This window comes from Haloechinothrix aidingensis, from assembly GCF_013450155.1.
Lineage (GTDB): Bacteria > Actinomycetota > Actinomycetes > Mycobacteriales > Pseudonocardiaceae > Haloechinothrix > Haloechinothrix aidingensis.
Genome location: NZ_JACCKD010000002.1, coordinates 544,353 through 563,715 on the forward strand (window position 1 = coordinate 544,353; position 19,363 = coordinate 563,715).

Annotated in this window: 13 protein-coding genes; 1 reads left to right on the plus strand and 12 read right to left on the minus strand. The window is 69.5% G+C overall.

The annotated features are described in order from the left end of the window. The first annotated feature begins 72 nt into the window (after positions 1 to 72). Positions 73 to 1,677 carry an FAD-linked oxidase C-terminal domain-containing protein gene (locus H0B56_RS07065; RefSeq protein ID WP_180892110.1) on the plus strand — a complete coding sequence of 535 codons (1,605 nt, stop codon included), beginning with the start codon at positions 73 to 75 and terminating at the stop codon, positions 1,675 to 1,677. On the opposite strand, the gene H0B56_RS07070 is transcribed toward H0B56_RS07065, so the two are convergent. The 12 genes from H0B56_RS07070 to H0B56_RS07125 form a co-directional block, all read right to left on the minus strand. Further along, positions 1,678 to 1,821 (minus strand): hypothetical protein, encoded by a 144-nt coding sequence (locus tag H0B56_RS07070; protein ID WP_180892111.1) that lies wholly within the window; start codon positions 1,819 to 1,821, stop codon positions 1,678 to 1,680. A 172-nt stretch (positions 1,822 to 1,993) separates the two neighbouring features. After that, positions 1,994 to 3,523: an acyl-CoA carboxylase subunit beta gene (locus H0B56_RS07075; RefSeq protein WP_180892391.1), complete on the minus strand. Its 1,530-nt coding sequence runs from the start codon at positions 3,521 to 3,523 to the stop codon at positions 1,994 to 1,996. A 125-nt stretch (positions 3,524 to 3,648) separates the two neighbouring features. Beyond that, complete coding sequence (locus tag H0B56_RS07080; protein WP_180892112.1) at positions 3,649 to 3,942, minus strand: DUF6222 family protein; 294 nt, start codon at positions 3,940 to 3,942, stop codon at positions 3,649 to 3,651. Between the two features lie 61 nt (positions 3,943 to 4,003). Then, positions 4,004 to 4,459: a flavin reductase family protein gene (locus H0B56_RS07085; RefSeq protein ID WP_180892392.1), complete on the minus strand. Its 456-nt coding sequence runs from the start codon at positions 4,457 to 4,459 to the stop codon at positions 4,004 to 4,006. Positions 4,460 to 4,590: 131 nt separating this feature from the next. After that, the gene (locus tag H0B56_RS07090; protein WP_180892113.1) at positions 4,591 to 5,046 is read right to left on the minus strand and encodes a thioesterase family protein; all 456 of its coding nucleotides are present in this window, start codon (positions 5,044 to 5,046) and stop codon (positions 4,591 to 4,593) included. Between the two features lies 1 nt (position 5,047). Beyond that, positions 5,048 to 10,927 carry a type I polyketide synthase gene (locus tag H0B56_RS07095; RefSeq protein ID WP_180892114.1) on the minus strand — a complete coding sequence of 1,960 codons (5,880 nt, stop codon included), beginning with the start codon at positions 10,925 to 10,927 and terminating at the stop codon, positions 5,048 to 5,050. 414 nt (positions 10,928 to 11,341) lie between these two features. Then, a complete protein-coding gene (locus tag H0B56_RS07100) occupies positions 11,342 to 12,283 on the minus strand; it encodes a hypothetical protein (RefSeq protein ID WP_180892115.1) in 942 nt (313 codons plus the stop codon). Between the two features lie 13 nt (positions 12,284 to 12,296). Continuing rightward, positions 12,297 to 13,382: an enediyne biosynthesis protein UnbU gene (locus tag H0B56_RS07105; protein ID WP_219632379.1), complete on the minus strand. Its 1,086-nt coding sequence runs from the start codon at positions 13,380 to 13,382 to the stop codon at positions 12,297 to 12,299. Beyond that, positions 13,379 to 15,283, minus strand: coding sequence for an FG-GAP repeat domain-containing protein (locus H0B56_RS07110; RefSeq protein ID WP_180892116.1), 1,905 nt, complete (start codon positions 15,281 to 15,283; stop codon positions 13,379 to 13,381). The genes H0B56_RS07105 and H0B56_RS07110 overlap by 4 nt, the downstream gene beginning before the upstream one ends. A 454-nt stretch (positions 15,284 to 15,737) precedes the next feature. Further along, positions 15,738 to 16,976, minus strand: a complete 1,239-nt coding sequence (locus H0B56_RS07115; RefSeq protein ID WP_180892117.1) for a cytochrome P450 family protein — start codon at positions 16,974 to 16,976, stop codon at positions 15,738 to 15,740. A gap of 73 nt (positions 16,977 to 17,049) precedes the next feature. Continuing rightward, on the minus strand, positions 17,050 to 18,444 hold the full coding sequence (locus tag H0B56_RS07120; RefSeq protein ID WP_180892118.1) for an FAD-binding protein: 1,395 nt from the start codon (positions 18,442 to 18,444) through the stop codon (positions 17,050 to 17,052). After that, positions 18,441 to 19,280, minus strand: coding sequence for an alpha/beta fold hydrolase (locus H0B56_RS07125; RefSeq protein ID WP_180892119.1), 840 nt, complete (start codon positions 19,278 to 19,280; stop codon positions 18,441 to 18,443). Before H0B56_RS07125 ends, H0B56_RS07120 begins: the two co-directional genes overlap by 4 nt. Between the last annotated feature and the right edge of the window lie 83 nt (positions 19,281 to 19,363).

Genomic DNA, 19,363 nt, shown 5'->3' on the forward strand with positions numbered 1-19,363 from the left:
GTGTCGCGACCGGTCATCCCGACAGCGTTCGCGGGCTGTACGCGGCGCGGTCACGCGATACGGTAGCTCCCCGTGAACGATCCCGCGCGATCCTGGTGGGGCTGGGGACGGCGGCACGACGCGCTGTCCGACGCCGAGTGCGTCGAGCTCGCGCACCTGCTTCCCGGCCTGGCCGAGACCCCGCTCCCGGTCCCCGACGTCAGCGATCTGCACCTGCCCACACCCCGGCTGCGCGCGCCGACCTCGCTGGAACACCTCTGCTCGGCCGACCCGGCCGACCGTGCCGCGCACACCTTCGGGCAGGCCTACCGCGACGTCGTGCGCGCGCTCTACGGGCAGCTGTCCACCCCACCGGACCTGGTCGCCTACCCGCGCGGCGAGTTCGACATCGTCGAGCTGCTCGACTGGGCGATGTCCAACTCGATCGCCGTGATCCCCTACGGCGGGGGCAGCTCCGTCGTCGGCGGGGTGGAGTACCGGGGCGGCGACCACCGCGGCACGCTGAGCCTCGACCTCACCTCGCTCGGCGAGGTACTCGAGGTGGACCCGGTCAACCGCGCGGCCCGCATCCAGGCAGGGACCTTCGGCCCCGCGCTGGAGGACCAGCTGCGGCCGCACGGCTACACGCTCCGGCACTTCCCGCAGAGCTTCGAGTTCTCCACGCTCGGCGGCTGGCTGGCGACCCGCGCCGCCGGGCACTACGCGACCCTGCACACCCACATCGACGACTTCGTCGAGTCCCTGCGCGTACTCACGCCTGCGGGCACGGCCGAGTCGCTGCGGCTGCCGTCCTCGGGAGCCGGACCGTCCCCGGACCGGATGTTCCTCGGTTCCGAAGGGACGCTGGGCGTCATCACGGAAGCCTGGATGCGCGTGCAGGACAGGCCCCGGTACACGGCATCGACCTCGGTCTCGTTCACCGCGTTCGGCGACGCGCTCGACGCCGCCCGCGCGATCGCCCAGTCCGGTCTGTACCCGAGCAACTGCCGCCTGCTCGACCCGGGCGAGGCGCTGCTGTCCGGAGCCGCGGGCGGCGGCGAGAGCGTGCTGGTGCTCGGCTTCGAGTCCGCCCACTTCCCAGTCGACGACCAGCTCGCACACGCCGTCGAGCTGGCCCGCCAGCACGGCGGCCACCACCGCCCCTCCGGCGATTCCACCGACGACGCGGTGCGCTCCTGGCGATCCGCGTTCCTGCGCATGCCCTACCAGCGCGACGGGCTCGCCAGGATGAGCGCGATCGTGGAGACCTTCGAGACCTCGTGCACCTGGGACCGCGCCCTCCGGCTGTACGAGGCCATCCAGCAGGAGCTCGGCGCGGCCGTCACCGGGATCACGGGTGCCACCCCGACGATCAACTGCAGGCTCACGCACGTCTACCCGGACGGTGCCGCGCCCTACTTCACCGTGATCGTCCCGGGCCGCCGCGGCTCGGAGGTCGCGCAGTGGGACGAGATCAAGGCCGCGGCAGGCGAGATCCTGCACTCCCATCGTGCCAGCATCACGCACCATCACGCGGTCGGTCGTGACCACCGGCCGTGGTACGACCGGCAGCGGCCCGAGCTGTTCGCCTCGGTGCTGCGCGCCGCCAAGCACACCCTCGACCCGCACGGCATCCTCAACCCCGGCGTGCTGGTCGACCAGACCGAGCGCACACCGCCACGGGCGGAACCGTCCTGATCAGTCGTAGCCGAGCACGATGTGGTCCTCGTCCGGACAGGGGCCTGCACCGGCGACCGGAACGCCTTCCACGAGCTCCGCGGCCTCATCGACAAGGTGCGCCGATGCCGGTTCCGCGAGATGCGGGTGCACGGTCGCTGACACGTTCTCCATCGTGCCGCCTCCCATCGTCCACGGGAACGAGAACCGTAGCTGCCGGTGGCGGAGAACGGGTCGAGGTTCTCTCAACGCTCTCCACAGTAGACCGGACTCACGCGCGGTCGTCGCCATCCGTCGCATCGTGCTCGAACGCGCCTCGCAGGGACGGGCTGCCTGCTCAGAGCGGGATCGTGCCGTGCTTGCGTTGCGGCGAGTGCTTCCGCTTGTCCCGCAGCACCGCCAGACCGCGCGCCACGGCGGAACGGGTCTCCACCGGGTCGATCACGTCGTCGACGAGACCGCGCTCCGCAGCGAAATGCGGGTGCATCAGCCGCTCGGTGTACTCGGTGACCAGTTCCTTCCGTCGTTCGTCCGGGTCGGCGGCCACCGCGAGGTCCTTGCGGTAGAGCACGTTCACCGCGCCCTCCGCCCCCATCACGGCGATCTCGTTGGTCGGCCAGGCCAGCGACAGGTCGGCGCCGATCGAACGCGAGTCCATCACGATGTACGCGCCGCCGTAGGCCTTGCGCACGATCACCTGGATGCGCGGCACCGTCGCCTCGCAGTAGGCGTAGAGCAGCTGCGCGCCGTGCCGGATGATGCCCGCGTGCTCCTGCTCGGTTCCGGGAAGGAATCCGGGTACGTCGACCAGTGTCACGAGGGGAATGCTGAAGGCGTCACAGAAACGGACGAACCGCGCGGCCTTCTGCGACGCCGTGCGGTCGAGCACGCCCGCGAGCACCATGGGCTGGTTACCGACCACCCCGACGACCTCACCATCGATGCGCGCCAGCCCGCAGATCACGTTTCGTGCCCAGGTTTCGTGCACCTCGAAGAACTCGCCGTCATCCACCAGCTCGCCGACCACCTCCCGCATGTCGTACGGCTGGTTCGGCTCCACCGGGACGATCTCGGCCAGCCGTGGCCGGTCGTCCGTCGCCGCACCACACCGCTCCGCGCGCGGGGCAGGCTCCAGGTTGTTGTCCGGCAGCATCGACACCAGGAAGCGCACATCCTCGAGGCAGCTGTCCTCGTCGTCGTACACGACGGTGGCCACGCCGGACCGGGAGCCGTGCACGTCCGCACCACCGAGCTCCTCGTGGCTGACCCGCTCACCGTTCACGGCCTCGACCACATCCGGACCGGTCAGGTACATCTTCGCCGTGTCACGGACCATGAAAGTGAAATCGGCAAGGGCAGGCGAGTATGCCGCCCCGCCCGCGCACGGTCCGAGTACGACGCTGATCTGGGGGACAACGCCTGCGGCCTCGACATTGCGGCGGAAGATGCCGCCGTAGCCGTGCAGCGCCATCACACCTTCCTGGATCCGGGCGCCCCCGCTGTCGTTGAGCGCGATGATCGGTGCACCGGTCGCGATCGCGAGATCCATCACCTTGTGGATCTTCGACGCGTGCGCCTCACCGAGCGAACCCCCGAAGATGGCGAAGTCCTGCGCGTAGACGAACACCCTCCGACCGTCGATCTCCCCGGAACCGGCAACGACGCCGTCGGTGTGCGGGGCGTCGTCACCACCCTCCTGGTTACGCCGGTACATATCGATCTCGGTGAACGAGTCCTCGTCGAGCAGCTGCTCGAGCCGCTCCCGCGCCGTATGCTTACCGAGCGTGTGCTGGCGGTCGACACCCCGGCTGTTGCCCGCGACGATCCCCTCGCGCAACCGCTCACGCCGCTGCCGGAGTCCGCCCATCGACCGGTCGGCGGCCGGCGGTTCCCACGTCCCGCTCCCATCGGCACGCACGACCCGGATCCTGCCGGAGCGGCGAGCGTCCGAACGCGTCTCCGGTTCCTGGACGGGATCGGGTTCGGCGGCGGTCACGCTGCACGCCCTTCCGTACGGGTCGCGTGGCTTCCGGCCTCGTCGATCGGCATCCGTGCCGGTGAACCGGCCCTGGCCTCCCGCGCTTCCTGGTCCCGCGCCATCTCCGCGAGAACATCGCTCCACCGCAACCCGTGCCCCAGGCCGTGCACTACCTCGGACTGCGCTGCGGGAGGCGCGAGCGCGTACGGCACCTCCGGATCCTCGGCCCGGGGCCCCTCCTGACCGGTGCGCACACCCCCGGCGACTCCGGTGCTGTCGACCCGATCCGAACCAGTTCCCTGTGTCATCAACCAACCCTCCTGTCGACCGGTGAACCTTCCAGTTGGCGAGCGCGTCGTTCCCGCGCGATCAGCACGCGACCTGATGGAAGCCGCCGCCGAAGAACAGCAACGCATCAGGGTCGGATCCGGTACTCGAACTCAGCACCTCGCCGAGGAATATCGAATGATCACCGCCCGAGTACACTGTGCTCAGTTCACATTCCAGCCAAGCCAGCGAGCCCGCCAGCAGTGGAGCTCCGGTACGTGGTCCGCGCAGCCACTCGACCGCGTCGAACTGGGCGCGCCCGCGTGGGCGCCGCCAGTCGGCGAAGTATCGTGCCACCTCCTGCTGGTCCGCGGCCAGGATCGACACCGCGAAGGACTGCGCCGACGTGATTACCTCGTGCATCCGCGCCGCGCGGGCGACGCAGCACAGCACCAACGGTGGATCGAGCGACACGGAGCTGAACGCGTTGGCCGTCATGCCGTGCCCGTGCTCGTCACCGGCAGTGAGTACGGTGACCCCGGTGGCGAACCGCGCCATGACCTCACGCAACGTCGCCTGACCGGAGAGCCGCTCACCTGGCAGCGACGTCCGCGCCAACGTCTGTGCCGCCGTGCCCTGCGAGTTGAGTCCGTTGCTGGACAATTGATCCTCCGTGGTCGGAAGTCACATCAGGTGCCGGATGCGCGCAGCGCCGATGACGCATCGGTGTAAGGCGCCAGTGCGTCCCGCAGTGCGTCCGGCACCCGCGCGGGAGCGGTGTCGGTGTTCGGCCCGCGCATGCAGGCGATCCGTTGCCTGCCTCTGGCAACGAGGACCTCCTGCTCGCCGGTGAGGTGCACGTAGTCGAACGTGAACTGGAGCTGGGTCTGGGTGAGCTCCTCCAGCCGCATCCGGATGGACAGCTCGTCGAACGCGGTGATCTCGGCGAAGAACTCACAGTCGACCTTGAGGGTGAAGAGCTTCAGATCCGCGCGCACGTCCTCGAGCACGGCAGGGGCCTTCTCCTTCAGGAACAGTTCGCGGCAGCGCCCCTGCCACCTCAGGTAGTTCACGTAATAGACGTTGCCGACCAGGTTGGTTTCCTCGAACCCCACGGTGTGGCGGATCTCGTAGTAGTCCGACACGTCAACACTCCTCTCCCTCGAGGACCGCGAAGACCACCGGATCCTCCCGGCCGTCGATCGTCGTCACCCAGGTGGCGACCCTGGCCTCGCCGACGGACAGTGCCGCCCAGCCGTCGGGGTGCACGCGATCCACAGTGACCGCCTGCGTCCACGCACCTGTCTTGCGGACGCACTCCATCGCACACCAGACCCGGGTGCCTGCCGCCGACTCCGACTCCCCGGTCTCCGCGGCGAGCAGATCCCGAACGGCCAGCAGCTCAGCACCCAGCAGGTCGGCCCAGTCCCCGGCGCCACGCTCGGCGACCGTCTCGACATCGCACGCCAGCCGGCCCGGTCCGACCACGGCCACGGTCAGACCGGCGCCATGCGAGGCAGACACGCCGAGGTCATCCGTCTCGGGTTTACCGTCCGGCCGATAGCGCAGCTGCACGGGCGCACCCCACGCCCGGCTCACCGCCATCTCGGTCCGCTCGCGCCGCTCACTGGTCGAGCCCACCGCGCCCTCGGCGGGGTCCGGTTCGACGACCACCGTGCGGCTGCCGCCCAGCACCCGTTCCAGGGCACGCTCGAGGTACGGCCCGAGCATGGCGGGCGCCCACGGGCCCGCGCCGTCGCGCCCGCGTACCGCACGCAGTGTCAGGCCCTCCCAGCACTCGACGAGCTCACCGGCCTGCGACCACACGTTCAGGTCGTAGACGTAGCTGTCGCCGTGCTGGCTGCGCTCCCGCGCGTCCAGCACCAGGTACTCGGCGTCCTGCGCGGCCTTGTCCGCCAGGTACAGCCGCTCGACACCTTCCGGGAGAAGGATCGCGTCCGGCACGCAGCACTGGATGGCGTGCATCATCGCGTCCCGCGCTCCCGGGTCGGCGAGCACCCGTTCCTGGGGCAGGAAGGGCGCGAACCAGGTCACGTCGGAACCGGTGACGATCTCGGCCACCGCACGCCGCGCACCCGTCCGCCGGTACGCTGCCAGCCGCTGGAACCGCTTACCCTGGAAAAGCACCCCGCCGTAGAGCTCGGTGACCGGATCGACGGGGACGGCAGGCAACTCGTTCGCCGGAGGTTCCGCGCCCCCCGGCGCGTCCGGGCGGGGGAAACGCAGCCTCGCACGGAAGTGGTCCGCGCTGAACCCGGTCTCGGAACTGCGTACCACCACGTCCACGGTTCCCGGTTCCCGCGCGAGCGCGGCCACCCTGAGCATGCTGGAGCCGGACGGTTGCACCACGACGGGCCGGAGGAACTCGACGTTCTCCAGCAACGGTGACCCGGTCCGGCCGGACAGCGCCGCCGCGACCTGGGTCATCGCCTCCATCCCCATGACCGCGGGGAACAGCAGGTCCCCGTCCAGCCGGTGATCCTCCAGGTAGGGGTCGCTCCCCGCCGACAGGTCCGCCTCGGTGATGAGCTCGATTTCCGGGTAGTGCACGACGACCCGGTCCACGAACCGTGCCAGGGGCAGCTCGGCCCGCCGCACGGGCAGCGTCGGCAGGCCCGAGGTCCGCCCGCCGACCACGAGGACCGGTCCCGCCGAGGGGTCCGCGAGGACGTTCCGCAACACCTCGATACCGTCCTCCGTGGACACCGGGGTGATGCCGTCCCGCTTCAGCGCCTCGACCACACCGAGCCGCTCCCCCATACCCGCACCGGACCACACCGACCATTCCAGCGCAAGCACGCGCGAGTGCGGGTTCCGGCGTTGATGGCGCAGGGTCAGCTCCGTCATCCAGTCGTTCGCGGTAGCGTAGTGCGCCTCCCCGCGCAGGCCGGCACGCCCGATGATGCTGCCGAAGGTTACGAGCAGCTTGATGGCGCTCTCGTCCACAGCGGACAGTACCGCGCGCAGGCCGCTGGCCTTGGGTGCCACGGTGTCGCGGAACGCGTCCTCGGTCAGGCTGAACAGCGCCGCAGGGGCGTTGCGGCCGGCACCGTGCAGCACACCCGTCACCGTGCCCAGTTCGGACTCGACCGCATCGACAGCGTGCCGCACCTGTGCGGACGATGTCACGTCGGCCCGCTCGTAGCGGTACCGCACACCTGCCGCGTCCAGCCGGGCGAGGTTCGCCGCGAGCTCCTCGTCGCTGTCCGGGTCGGCGCGGCCCAGCAGGGCCAGTCTGGCGCCGGTGTCGCGCGCCACCGCGAGGGCGCACTCCGCGGTGATGCCCTTGCCACCTCCCGTGACCAGCAGGACGTCGTCCTCCTCGAGTGGCGGCGCTGCCGGGTCCGGGACAGCTACCGAAGCCCCGGTCAGCTCCGGAACCGTGCGCCTGCCGTCGGACTCGTAACGCACCTCCGCGAAGTCGTCCGTGGCGGCGACCTCGGTGACCACCCGCCGCACCGCCGTGCTGACCCCCGGCTCCGAGGCGGGCGCGACCTCGGCGAGGTCCACGATCGTCGTCCGCGTGGACGGGTCCTCCAGGCGCAGTGTCCGGGCGAGACCGGCCGCGCCGAGACCGTGCTGCACGACGACGAATCTCGTGCCTGTCGGTGCCGCCAGGGCGGCACGTCCCGCGTCGAGGAACATGCCGAGATGGCTCTCATCGCAGTCGGCGGGCAGGCACAGCAGGACGCCGTCGCCGACACCCGCGCCCGCGAGCGCGTCGCGCAGCGGCTCGGCCAGCGGGTGCCCCGGCGGCGCGTACACCGTCCAGTCGCCGACCGCTGTCCCGGACCCGGCGGCGCCGATGTCGACCACGGGCGCATCCTGCTCGACGTACTCGACCGCGAACGGGCGCACCCAGTCGGCCACCCCGGGCACCTCGCCCCGTGCCGTGTCGCCCTCCCTGGCCGTCTCGGCCAGCTCGTCGATCATCTCGGCGAGGTCGCCGAGGCAGACGGTAGCGAAGTTCGGCATCGCCTCCAGTGGCGGGCGGCCGAGCGCCCGTGTGGTCTCGTTGACGAGCTGGCCCACCGTGATCGAGCTCAGGTGCAGGTCGTCCAGCGGATGGGTATCCGCGCTGATCGACTCCACCGGCAGCTCCACCCGTTCGGCCGCAAGGGTCCGCAGCAGCTCGAGCGTGGTGTCCGCGCCGGTCGCGGGGTCCGTACCGGACGGCGCCGCGGCCGCGGAGTGGGCAGGGGCGGCATCCCCCGCGGCCGCGGCGCCATCGCTTCGCGTGCCGGCCCGAGCATCACTGGCCAGGTCGGCATCGATGGTGGGAGCCTGCTCGCACGGACTGGCGAGAAAGGTCATCGAACCGTCGAGCGGGATCGGACGCACCGCCCGGCCCGCGAACAGGGCATCGGTATCCACCGGCGTACCGAGGGCGAACGCCGCCCCGACCGCCTTGAGCAGCCCCGCGAGGGATGCGCTGTCCGTGTCGACAGGCAGCGCGGGCACATCGGGCGCGATCTCGGCGAGCAGCCCCGTGAGGACCGATCCGGGCCCGACCTCGAATACCAGGTCCGCCCGTTCGGCCACGGTGGCCGCGGCCTCGCGGAAGCGCACCGGAAGCACCACCTGATCCTGCAGCAAGGCGCGCAGGTCCTCGGCGGCGTGCAGCACCTCGCCGGTCACGGTGGAGGCCACCGGCCGCTCGAGCCTGGTGAACTCGAACTCGCGCAGCTCGTCGGCGAGCGCGGCGGCGGCAGGCTCGACCGACGGCGAGTGGAAGGCGTGCGAGACGTTGATCCGCGTGGCCTGGACACCCTCGGCCTGCGCGGCCGAACAGACCCGCTCCACGGCCTCGGCCATGCCCGAGATCACCGTCTGGCGTGGCCCGTTGTACCCGGCGACGACCACGTCCTCGCCGCGCACGAGACGCTCCGCCCCGTCAGGGTCGATCGCGAGCCCGGCCATGGCACCGTCACCGCGGCTTGCCTCGGCCATGACCCGCCCGCGGATCCCGGCGAGCCGCTGCGCCTGCGTCCCGGTCATCGCCCCGGCCCAGTGCAGCGCCGTGAGCTCGCCCAGGCTGTGCCCGGCAGCGGCCTGCGCGTGGATGCCGAGCTCGCGCAGCACGCGCAGCGCGGCGAGCGACCCCGACACGATGCGCGGCTGTGCCACCTGCGTAGCGACCTGGTCGCCGCCGCTCGGCAGGTCCGCCGCACGGAAGACGTCCTCGGCCACACGGAACCGGCCGCGTATCGCCGAACCCGCTCCGGTGCCGGAGCCCTGCCCGGGGAAGAGGTAGGCGATCGCGGGCGGCACCGGCCGATGATCGAGGAAGACCCCGTCGGCGGGCGAGAACAGGCTGCTGTCGCCACTGTCGAGCCGGGCGAGCAGGCGCGTCAGCTTGCGCTCGGCGTCCTCCGGGTTGTCGGCGACGACGGCGGCCCGGACGGGACGGCCGGACAGCTCCCCGCTGAGCGTGGCCGCCAGGTCAGCCAGTTCGGCGAAGGCCAGCTTGGGCACGACCTCGACCAGCTGCGCCACGCGGTCGCGCACCGCGGCGCGGTCGGCGCCGTCGACCATCAGCAGCTCGGCATCCTGGCGCCCGCCGGACACCTCGAGCGTGCGCGCGTCGAGCTCGGTCCTGCGCCCGGCCTCGGGAGCCTGCTGCAGCGCGATGTGCGTGTTGATCCCGCCGAATCCCATCGCCGACACGCCTGCGCGGACCGGATGGTCCTCGGGCCACAGCCGCGGCCGGTCCGGCACGTACATCGCGGCGTCGTCGTCGGCCAGCCGCGAGTGCGGGCGGTCGTGCCCGGTCGCCGGTGGAATGACCTGATGGTGCACGGCAAGGGCCGCCTTGATCAGCCCGGCGACCCCTGCCGCAGCCTTGGTGTGCCCGAAGTTCGCCTTGATCGTGCTCAGCGCGGCCGGCTCCGCTTCCGGGTCGGCGTCGCGCCGCGCGGTGGACAGCGCCTCGATCTCGGTGGCGTCACCCACCGCGGTCCCTGTCCCGTGCCCCTCGAAGTAGGACACGGTCTCGATGCCGTATCCGGCGCGCCCGTAGGCGCGTGCCAGCGCCAGTCGGTGACCACCCGCTTCGGGTCGGGTAATGCCGCCCTTCCCGTCGGAGGACATGCCCCAGCCGGTGATCGACGCGTAGATCCGCGCGCCGCGCGCGAGCGCGTCCGGCTCACGCATCAGCACCATCAGGCCCGAGCCCTCACCGGGCCAGAACCCGTTCGAGTCGCGGTCGTAGACCTTCATCTCGCCGGTGGCCAGCGCGCCTGTCTTGGCGAACCCGATCACCTCGAAGGGGTCGATCGACAGGTCGACACCACCGGCGACCGCGACGTCGACGTCGCCGGCGACCAGCGCCTTGCCTGCGGTGAGGATCGAGAGCAGCGAGGACGAGCACGCACCGTCGACGGTGTACCCGCCGCCGCCGAGATCGAAGTAGTTGCAGATCCGCCCCGCGATGGTGTTGGCGAGACCGCCTGCGAGAGTGTCCTCGTCAACGGGAGGGAACGGTGCCTTGTACTGGGTCTCCAGTTCGGACAGGAACGTCGCGGTCTCCTCCTCGTCCCACCCCTTCCCTGCGAGCGCCGAGGCGACCGTACGCCGGACGTACGGCCACCGGAGCCGCATCAGGTTGGCCCGGGAGAACTCGCCGGTCAGGCTGTTGCCGAGGACGACCCCGGTGGCCTGCCGCGGTAGGCCGTCGCCGTCCGGGAACCCGGCGTCGGCCAGCGCCTGGGCCGCCACGTCCAGCGCGAGCCAGTGCGTCAGGTCCGTGGACCGGTACGTACTGCCCGCGACGCGGTAGCCGACCCGGTCGAACTCGAAGTCGCGCAGTACGGCGGCCTTCTCGGTATAGAAACGGTCGGCAGCGTCCGGGTCGGGCGACCAGTAGTCCGCGCGGTTCATCCGCTCATCGGGAAGTCGCCGGAAGGCGCGGCGGCCGGCCAGCACGTTCTCCCACAGCTCGGCGGTCGAACCGGCATCGGGGTAGCGAAGACCGATACCAACGATCGCGATCCGCTCGTTGCTCATATTATCACCGCGCTCCACACGATCCGCCCTGGAAACTCGTCGCCTTCGAGTACGGCTCCCCCCGGGGACGGAGCAGAAACATGCCGAACAATTGTCTCAACGAAATCGACACCGGAATGTCGAGTCGCGCCCTACACGGCATGGACGTTGCCATGAGCTGATTTCCACCCTCCGCGCCGACCACAGATTTGCGTGGCGTTCTGATGAACACACGAACCCGAGACGCCAGATGCGCGTTCATAATTTATTCTGACAACTCAATCATGACGGACCCGCGGATACCGTGTCTTCTCGGATTGTGCTGGGGGTACAAATACGCCGGACCATGCACCATTACCGGATCCCCGCCCGAATTTCCGCGCCATCAACGGCCGGGAGGCGATTCCGCCCCGAGCGACGGCACACGGCCGGGTATCAGTGGTACGGCATGGTCGGCCACCACATCACGCCCGCGCGGTAGCCGAGCTTGACCGCCCAGTAGAAGACGAAGAACGTGCCCACCACGACGAACGCCGCGGCCGCGAACCGTTCAGGACGGCCGGGCCTGCTGACGAGCCACCGCTGGAAACGTCCGCGCGTCACGAGCACGACCACCACGAAGATCACGGCCACGCCGATGACGTTGCCGACCGACTGCAGCGCGAAGGTGACGAACCCGAGCAGGGGATCGTTGCTCGAGGCTGCGTAGTCGAACAGGTTACGAAACGGTGGGTACGGCCTGCCGATGAGGAACGCTCCGATCAGGCCGCCGAGGAAGAACATCTCGGCCCAGGAGTGCCGCGCGAACACTCCGGCGAGCGGGTTCGGTGCGATCCCGGCGTAGGCGAGCCCGCGCCACAGCATGATGACACCGATCACGCCGAAGACGATGCCGGCCTGCACCAGCCGGACCGGTATCCCGGTCTCCGGGTCCCCGATCCTGGCATCGGACAGCTGCGGCATGCCGCTGCTGAAGTACACCGCTATCGCCCCGTACAGCCCTGCGACGAGCACCGCGCCGGACAGCAGCGACGCCACCGGCCGCAGCAGGATGGCTACGCCGCCGCGTGCGGTGGAACGTTGTGCCGTCATCGGGGCGAGCGCGCTGAACACGGCGACGTTGCAGGCGGTGAACATGCCGGCCATCCCGGTGATGAACGCGAACGCGATGGCCATTCCGGACCCGGTGATGGTGATCTCCCGGATATCTCCGCCGAGGACGGGGTTGGCGATCCCTCCGGCGATCACGTGGTCGACCAGGTACGGCGACCACAGCACGGCCAGGACGACCCCGGCAAGGGCACTGTACAGAACGACCCGCCAGGGGCTCGCGGTACGCACGTCCCGCGTGCGCTCCGGTTGAGGTGTCGTGGTCATCGCATGTCTCCCCTCATCTCGCCCCATCGACGCCTGCCGTCGACGGCGGCACGATGCTGCCGCCCCGCCCGGCCCTCCGGCGCAGGCTCTCGGTAATCGCCTGCCTGCACCACGGAGCGGACACCAGCACGAGGCCGCGCAGCATGCAGGTGATCACCAGCGCGAAGAACAGGCCGAACACCACGTGCCAGGCGACGAGGAGCCCGTACACCGCGGCCGCCGTCACGCCGAAGACGACCTGGTTCCGCGGCCGACCCGGCGTCGTTCCGGGATCGGTGATCATGTAGTTGGTGAACAGTATGAACGCCACGCCGGTCATCGGCACGAGCGCTGCCACGAGCGAGTGATCCAGCACGGCCCACCGGACGACAGCCTGCGCGCCGAAGCCACCGACCCAACCGAGGATGAGCGGCCAGCGCCCGGTCAGCTTGGCGTTGAGCATGGTGCCTGCCATCAGGACACCGAGCGGCACAAGCCAGTCGAGGGCCCCCGTCACGTTGTTGGTGAAGTGGTACGGCGGCACGAACCCCACCCAGGGGAACAGCAGCAGTGTCGCGGCGATACCGAAATTCGACGGGTTCAGGAAGTGCCGCCACCTGCCGTTCACCTTGATCCGGATCAGGTGCTTGCTGGTGACGGCGACCGTGACAGCGAACAGGTACGGCCACAATGACTCGTTACCCCACAACAGCATCGCGGCAGCCAGCGCCGCGATGTGCGTGGGAAGGAGGTAGCTGACCAGCTGACCGAACCCACCCGCGTAGCCAGGCTTGCGGTCACCGGCCCGCGCGTCCAGGTACTCCAGGAGCAGGTCGATCACGTAGCCGAAGCACACCGCCGCGATCGGTGTGACCGGGGACTGCTCGAAGCCGAGCAGGAGATGACCGACCACGGTGAACGCGGTGATCGACATGGCGAACATCCGCAGGGGCTTGAGCCTGCTCGCCGCCGGCGCGGCCTGCGTGCCGTTCACCGCACCCCCGGGCGTGGACCCGGCCGTGTCCGTAACCGGTGGATCCGCCAGTACGTGCCGCGTGAGGTGCCGATCGACCTTGTGGTCGTCGACGTACTCGACGCCGCCTTGGTGAGAGGTTGTCATCGCAGCACCGCCGTCCCGTCGTCGTGCAGTTCGACTGTCGCCGAGCCCGGAGGGACCTCGACCTCGGCCTCGTGTGTCCGGCCACCGGCGCGCCACGTGATCGTGACCGGTAGCGGCCCGCTGCCGGGGGCGGCGAGATGCATGCGGTCGGCCGATACCCCGACATGCCCGTTCGCCGGGTAGAGCTGGCGCTTCTGTGCCGGCTCCACGCCCTCGCGGGTCGTCACGGACGCTCCGATCGCGGCAGGCCACCCACCATCGGACTCGCCCGGCCGCACCAGCCGCAGGCTGATTCCCGGCGGCGCATCCGGCGCCCGGTTGAGCAGCACCCTGGAGTCCTGCCACTGGTTGGCGACCACCGCGTCGAGCAGGCCGTCGCCGTTGACGTCACCGAGGGCGAACGCCCGTGTGACGTCCGGAGAATCCAGACCGAGCTGCGGCGCCAGGTCGACGAAACCGCCACCGGCGTCGGCCGCCCAGAACGGGTTGTGCTCGTGCCCGGACAGATCGTCCTCACCCGGTTCGAAGTTGGCCCACACCGCCGGGTACTTCAACAGCGCGTCGTTGCCCATGGCGACCTCCTGCAGCTCCGGCCAGCGATCGGTCTCACCTGCCATGAACCCGGTCGCCTGCAGCAGCTCCTCGGTGCCGCTGTTGTCGAAATCACCGGACTTCACGTCCCAGGACCAACCGCTGCGCGAGATGCCGAGTGGCTCACTCTCGTCGCTGTACGGGACGGTTCCGTCGAGCAAGTCGCTGCCGGTGCCGTCGGGCACGAACGCGAAGTTGCTCTCGTGCAGGGCATGCGGCGAGGTGATGTTGCTGACGACCATCATCGGCAGCTCGTCCGGGTCGCGATAGGTGAATGTGACCCCCATACCCTTGAACGATCCGTTGCCGAGCACCTTCGACTTCGGCGTCGTCATGTCCCGCTCGCCGGTGACGACGTCGAACCGCGGCTCACCTGTGCGGGAGCGATTGACCAGAAGGTGATCGTTGCCGAAGTCGTTGGCGACATACACGTCCGGCCGGTGATTGCCGGTCAGGTCCTGAAATCCCATCGCCAGCGTCCATGCGGTAGCCACGTGCTCGGGAAGCGCGTTGCTCGCGTCCGTCACCTCGGGGGGCGCATCGGACTCCCCGGTCGGTTCGGTCAGCAGCACCTTGTTGCGCCCCGCATTGCGGGCGAGGCTCATGCTGTGCTGCATCTCCATCCGGGTCTCGTCGTCGGCCGACGGATCGAGCACGCGCGCATCGTCGGGGAAGTAGTTCCCGATCACGATGTCCAGGTGACCCGAACCGTCCAGATCGGCCACGTTCACCGCCGTGGTGTTCCAGACCCGCATCGGCTCGACCAGCTCGTGCGCGGTGAAGCCCTCCGCGCTCGGCGCCGTGTCCGGCCCCGCTTCGTTCATGAACAGCACCGGGGAACGGCCCCAGTAGTAGACGAGGAAGTCGACATCGCCGTCCTCGTCGAGGTCCGCGGGCACGCAGCCCATCGGCGCCATGGTGTCGTCGTAGGGAAGCCCGTCGGGAAGCAGCTCGACCACCGGGTACTCCGGCGCTCCGCTGCCGGGGACCGACCGCAGCGTCACGCTGTCGTCCCGCGGGTCGACCAGGCAGGCATCCGCGGGCCTGCCGAGGTCGCGCAGGTCGGTGAGCGCGACTCCCGCACCCACCCCGGAGATCCACGCACGGAAGTGCCGCAGATCGGGGGCGACCGTGCGCCCGTACTTCGCGCCCTCCGGCGCGGAGTTGAGATCGCGTACGTCGAAGTCGTAGGGTTCCGCGAGATCGTCCTTCTCACTCTCCCCGAGCGACGGGCGCTCGGTCAGCACGCCCATGCCGAACACGAGCACGACCGCAAACAGGATTCCGGTAACGCGGTAGAGAACCCGCATCGCTACTCCTAAACAACGTTCTCGTCCGTACCCCGGAAGGAATGCGGAGGTCTCATTGACGTGTTTCCCGCATACCGCCCCGTATCCGTTTTTCCGCATCTTTACGGTGCACTGAGGACTCGTCGATTACGGATAGAAGCGAGCATTGCCGTGGTAATATGTCTGTGATCGTCACCGTGTTCCCCACACGAGGTGGCGGGTTGTTTCGCCGGTACCGTGGTGCGGCGTCCGGCGACTGTGTCGCTACCGCATCCTCGTCTCTGGCGGTGTCGCGACACGACTCCCGGCTTGCCCTCTTGGTCCCGGTCGACAGGCAAGCCGGGACCGGAGAGGGGGTCACGATCACCACAACTGCCGAACACACCGGAGGCACACCGACCGTGCGGCACCGGCTCGCCGGCACGATGCGTCGACCGGCTGGAACCGTGGGAAGGTTCCAGCGCGCGTCGGGCGGTCAGATGCTTGCCGGTACCGGAGAGCCCAGCCGGACAGGAAGGGCGCTGTGGCCGTTCATGATGAACGTCCCCTGCGGCTCCAGTTCGTCGGGCCGCACTCCGAGGCTGAGATCGGGGAAGCGCGCGAAAAGGGCGGGCAACGCGATCCTCAGCTCCAACCGGGCCAGCGGTGCGCCGAGGCAGAAGTGCGAGCCGTGGCCGAACGACAGGTGCGTCTTGTCGGTACGGGTGGCATCGAACTCGGCGGCGCTCGCACCGTGCACGTCGGGATCCCTCCCGACGGCGGCGAATCCCATGAGCACCGGGTCACCCTTGTTGATCACGACGCCACCGACCTCGATGTCGTCGGTGGCGAAGCGCAACGGCAGCTGAGCCACCGGGGCCTGCACGCGGAGCGTCTCCTCGATCACGTCGTCCCACGAGATCTGGCCGGCCTCGAGCAGCTCACGTTGCTCCGGCTGGCTCAGCAGGGCGAGCACGGCGTGGCTGAGCGCGTTCATCAGGGTCTCAGACCCGGCGCCGAGCATGAGGTGGAGGGTGCCGACCATCTCCTCGTCGGTGAGCCGGGTGCCGTCGTCCTCCCTCGCAGCGAGAACGACGCTGGTCAGGTCGTCACCGGGGGTCCGCCGCTTGATCTCGGCGAGCTCGTACAGTTCCTCGTGCCACTTCTCGACGTTCGCTTCGGCCTCGTCGCCGGAAATGGACGTGGTGACGTTCACTCCGGCTCCACGCAGGACCGCGTTACGGGCCGACTCCGGAACGCCGAACATCTCGCAGATCACCCGCGCAGGCAACGGCGTGGCGAACCGTCCCTTCAGGTCGACGACCTCGTCCGGCCCGGCCTCCTCCAGCTGATCGAGCAGGTCGTGGACAGTCTTCTCGATGAGCGGCCGGGTATCCTCCACCCGCCGTGGCGTGAAGGCGCGTGAGACCAGCTTGCGCAGACGCATATGGTCGGGGTCGTCGTTCGTGGTCATGTTGTCCATCAGGAGCCAACCGATCAACGGCCAGTTGGACGGAATCTCACCGGAGGTGAAGGCGGGCCACTTCTGTGGATCCTTGCTGATCCGGGAATCGGACAGTACCTTCTTGGCCTCTTCGTAGCCGGTAACAGACCACGCAAGCACGCCGCCGGGCAGCTCGACCCGTGCGACCGGTCCGTTCTCGCGGATGCGCTCGGCTTCCGCGTGAACATCCTGGCCCGCAGTGTCCAGTGTGACAGGGCAGTGATTCTCCATCGGACATCTCCTAAGGACACGAGAAAATTGTCAAAGACCACGTCCTCCCCACCGGAGTGGTGATCGGACGACGTTAGCAATTCATTTCGTTCCGGTATTCTCTTACGTTGCTCGGACGGTCAACAATTTCCGAGAATCGTGGATGCGCGCCGTACAGTGCCTCGTGGTGGGCGGTGAGACCGCTGTACCCGACGCCTCCGATCCGCCGTGCCGCCGCGTACAGGTCGGCGTTGGCCCGTTGCATTCGCTCGATCGTCGCGTGGTCGTCCGACGGTGCGGCCCGCTGCACCCCGAACACCACCGTGACCGCGTCCCGGACCCGCGGGACATTCGGCGCGGCCAGCCGAGCGGTGGGAATCGGGTAGATGAGAACGCCTCCACCGGGGCCGAGATCGTCCGGGGCGAGGTCATCGAGCACACCGGAGATCAGCGCCTCGGCGTACCTGCCGGGCAGCAGGACGTTGCACCGCGGGTGCGCGTGCTGCTGCCACGGATCCGGCTCCCGCGAGTCCACCTCGACCGGCGTGTACCTCAGGAGAAAGTCCCGGTAGCCGGTCGTTGCGATCTCCTCCGCGCCGCGTTCGTGGCCGAGGCCGCGCAGCAGCACGTCCGGGTCGGGTTCCTCCGGCGGGTCGTAGAACGACACCGCTTCCAGCACGTATCGCCAGCCGACCCCGCTGGCATACCTGGCCCAGCCCGTTACGTGGTTGAACCGTCCCTGCCCGGCGAGCAGGCACTGGTCGGCGAGGAACACCCGCAGGTCGGCATAGCTCAGCAGGTGGCGCCGCGCCGAACGACGCGCAGGTACCAGGTCGACGGTGGCGCGGGTGATGATCCCGTGCCGGCCCTGGCTCCCCCGCACCGCGTCGAAGAGATCGCCGTTGCGGTGCGGCGAGCACGTCACCAGGTCCCCGCGGGGCGTGACGACGTCGAGGTCACGGACGTTGTCGGCCTGGTATCCGTACTGATGGCTGGCGCCACCGATCCCACCGACCGACAGCGTGCCACCGACGGACAGCGCGAGGTAGTCCGGCAGTACCGGCGGCGCGGTGCCGTCCCGGAGCGCAGCGTCGAGCACCGCGCCCCACCGTGCCCCGGCATCGGCGTGCACCCGGTCCGGACCGACCGCGCGTATGCGGGACAGCGCAGGCATGTCGACGACGATGCCGTCGCGCACCTGGGTCTGCCCGTGAACGGAATGGCCCTCACCGCGCGGCACCACGGGGATCCCGCGTTCCCTCCCGTACCGCACGATCGATGCGATGTCGGCCGCGCTGCCTGGTAGCAGGACGGCACGCGGCACGCGGTGGACCTGGTTGCCGAAGTCACGCGCGACACGCGCGAGGTCGGCCGCGTCGACGGTGAGGGCACCGTCGAGGGCAGGCACCCCGGTGAGCCCGTGGCCCGGAACGGTCGCCGCGCCGGGATCTCCGCGCTTCCTGCTGTGACGGACCGGCGTCGAGCTCACGACAGGAAGTACTCGGCCAGCAACGGCGCACCCAGCTTCTGGTTGAACAGGTGCCCCTCGCTCGGCAGGCTCACGAACCGTCCCCGCGGTATCCCCTCGGCGACGGAACGGCAGGTCTCCAGCAACCAGTCCGCGCTGTCGCTGCCGCTGATCACGAGAGTGTCGACGGGAACGGACGGAAGGAGGTCGGCCGGGACGCGCTCGTGGTCGTCGCTGAGAATGGCATCGTAGACGATCGTCGGGGCGAGCGCCTCGAATGACGGCCATACCGGATGCTCCCGGAGCTCGTCGATCACCTCGTCACTGAAGAAGACGTCCTCCTTCAAAAACAGGGTGACGGCGTCGCCCCTGCGGTCCTCCGCGATGAGCCGCTTGAGCTCGTCCAGATAGCCGTCCGGGACCTTCGGCCCACCGTACGGTGGCTCGTACACGGCGAGCTTGCCCATGGGTACCCCGTCGGCCGCCGCGCGAATGCCGATCATCCCGCCCGTACAGTTGGCGAAGACCGACGCCCGCCCACCGGTGGCCTCCACCACGGCCGCGAGGTCCTCGACCTCCCGCTCTATGGACCACCCAGCGGGTTGCGCGTCGCCGCTCCCACCACGTCCACGACGGTCGTAGTTGAACACGGTGAACTGGTCCGACAGTGCCTCGGCGAGCCTGGCAAACATGGCCTTCTCATTGAGACCCCCGCCGAGTATCACCACAGGGGGGCCGTCGCCGGACCGCTCGAACGCGATTCGCGTGCCATCGGCCGACGTCACGGTCTCGAGCTCGAGGCCACGTACCCCGAACCCGACGTTCTCCACGTTGGCAGCGTTTGCTGACTCCACCATTCGGACTCTCCTCGGTATATCGATCCATCACCGGGTGACAGGCCGGGCCTTGCCCGAAGCCGGTTCCTCCGGCGCCCGCGCTC

Bases quoted from the DNA above. Each gene is read 5' to 3' on its own strand.
- H0B56_RS07125 (WP_180892119.1), bottom strand. From the start codon at position 19,280: ATGGTGGAGTCAGCAAACGCTGCCAACGTGGAGAACGTCGGGTTCGGG.
- H0B56_RS07105 (WP_219632379.1), bottom strand. From the start codon at position 13,382: ATGACAACCTCTCACCAAGGCGGCGTCGAGTACGTCGACGACCACAAG.
- H0B56_RS07100 (WP_180892115.1), bottom strand. From the start codon at position 12,283: ATGACCACGACACCTCAACCGGAGCGCACGCGGGACGTGCGTACCGCG.
- H0B56_RS07095 (WP_180892114.1), bottom strand. From the start codon at position 10,927: ATGAGCAACGAGCGGATCGCGATCGTTGGTATCGGTCTTCGCTACCCC.
- H0B56_RS07085 (WP_180892392.1), bottom strand. From the start codon at position 4,459: ATGGCGCGGTTCGCCACCGGGGTCACCGTACTCACTGCCGGTGACGAG.
- H0B56_RS07075 (WP_180892391.1), bottom strand. From the start codon at position 3,523: ATGGGCGGACTCCGGCAGCGGCGTGAGCGGTTGCGCGAGGGGATCGTC.
- H0B56_RS07110 (WP_180892116.1), bottom strand. From the start codon at position 15,283: ATGCGGGTTCTCTACCGCGTTACCGGAATCCTGTTTGCGGTCGTGCTC.
- H0B56_RS07115 (WP_180892117.1), bottom strand. From the start codon at position 16,976: ATGGAGAATCACTGCCCTGTCACACTGGACACTGCGGGCCAGGATGTT.
- H0B56_RS07080 (WP_180892112.1), bottom strand. From the start codon at position 3,942: ATGACACAGGGAACTGGTTCGGATCGGGTCGACAGCACCGGAGTCGCC.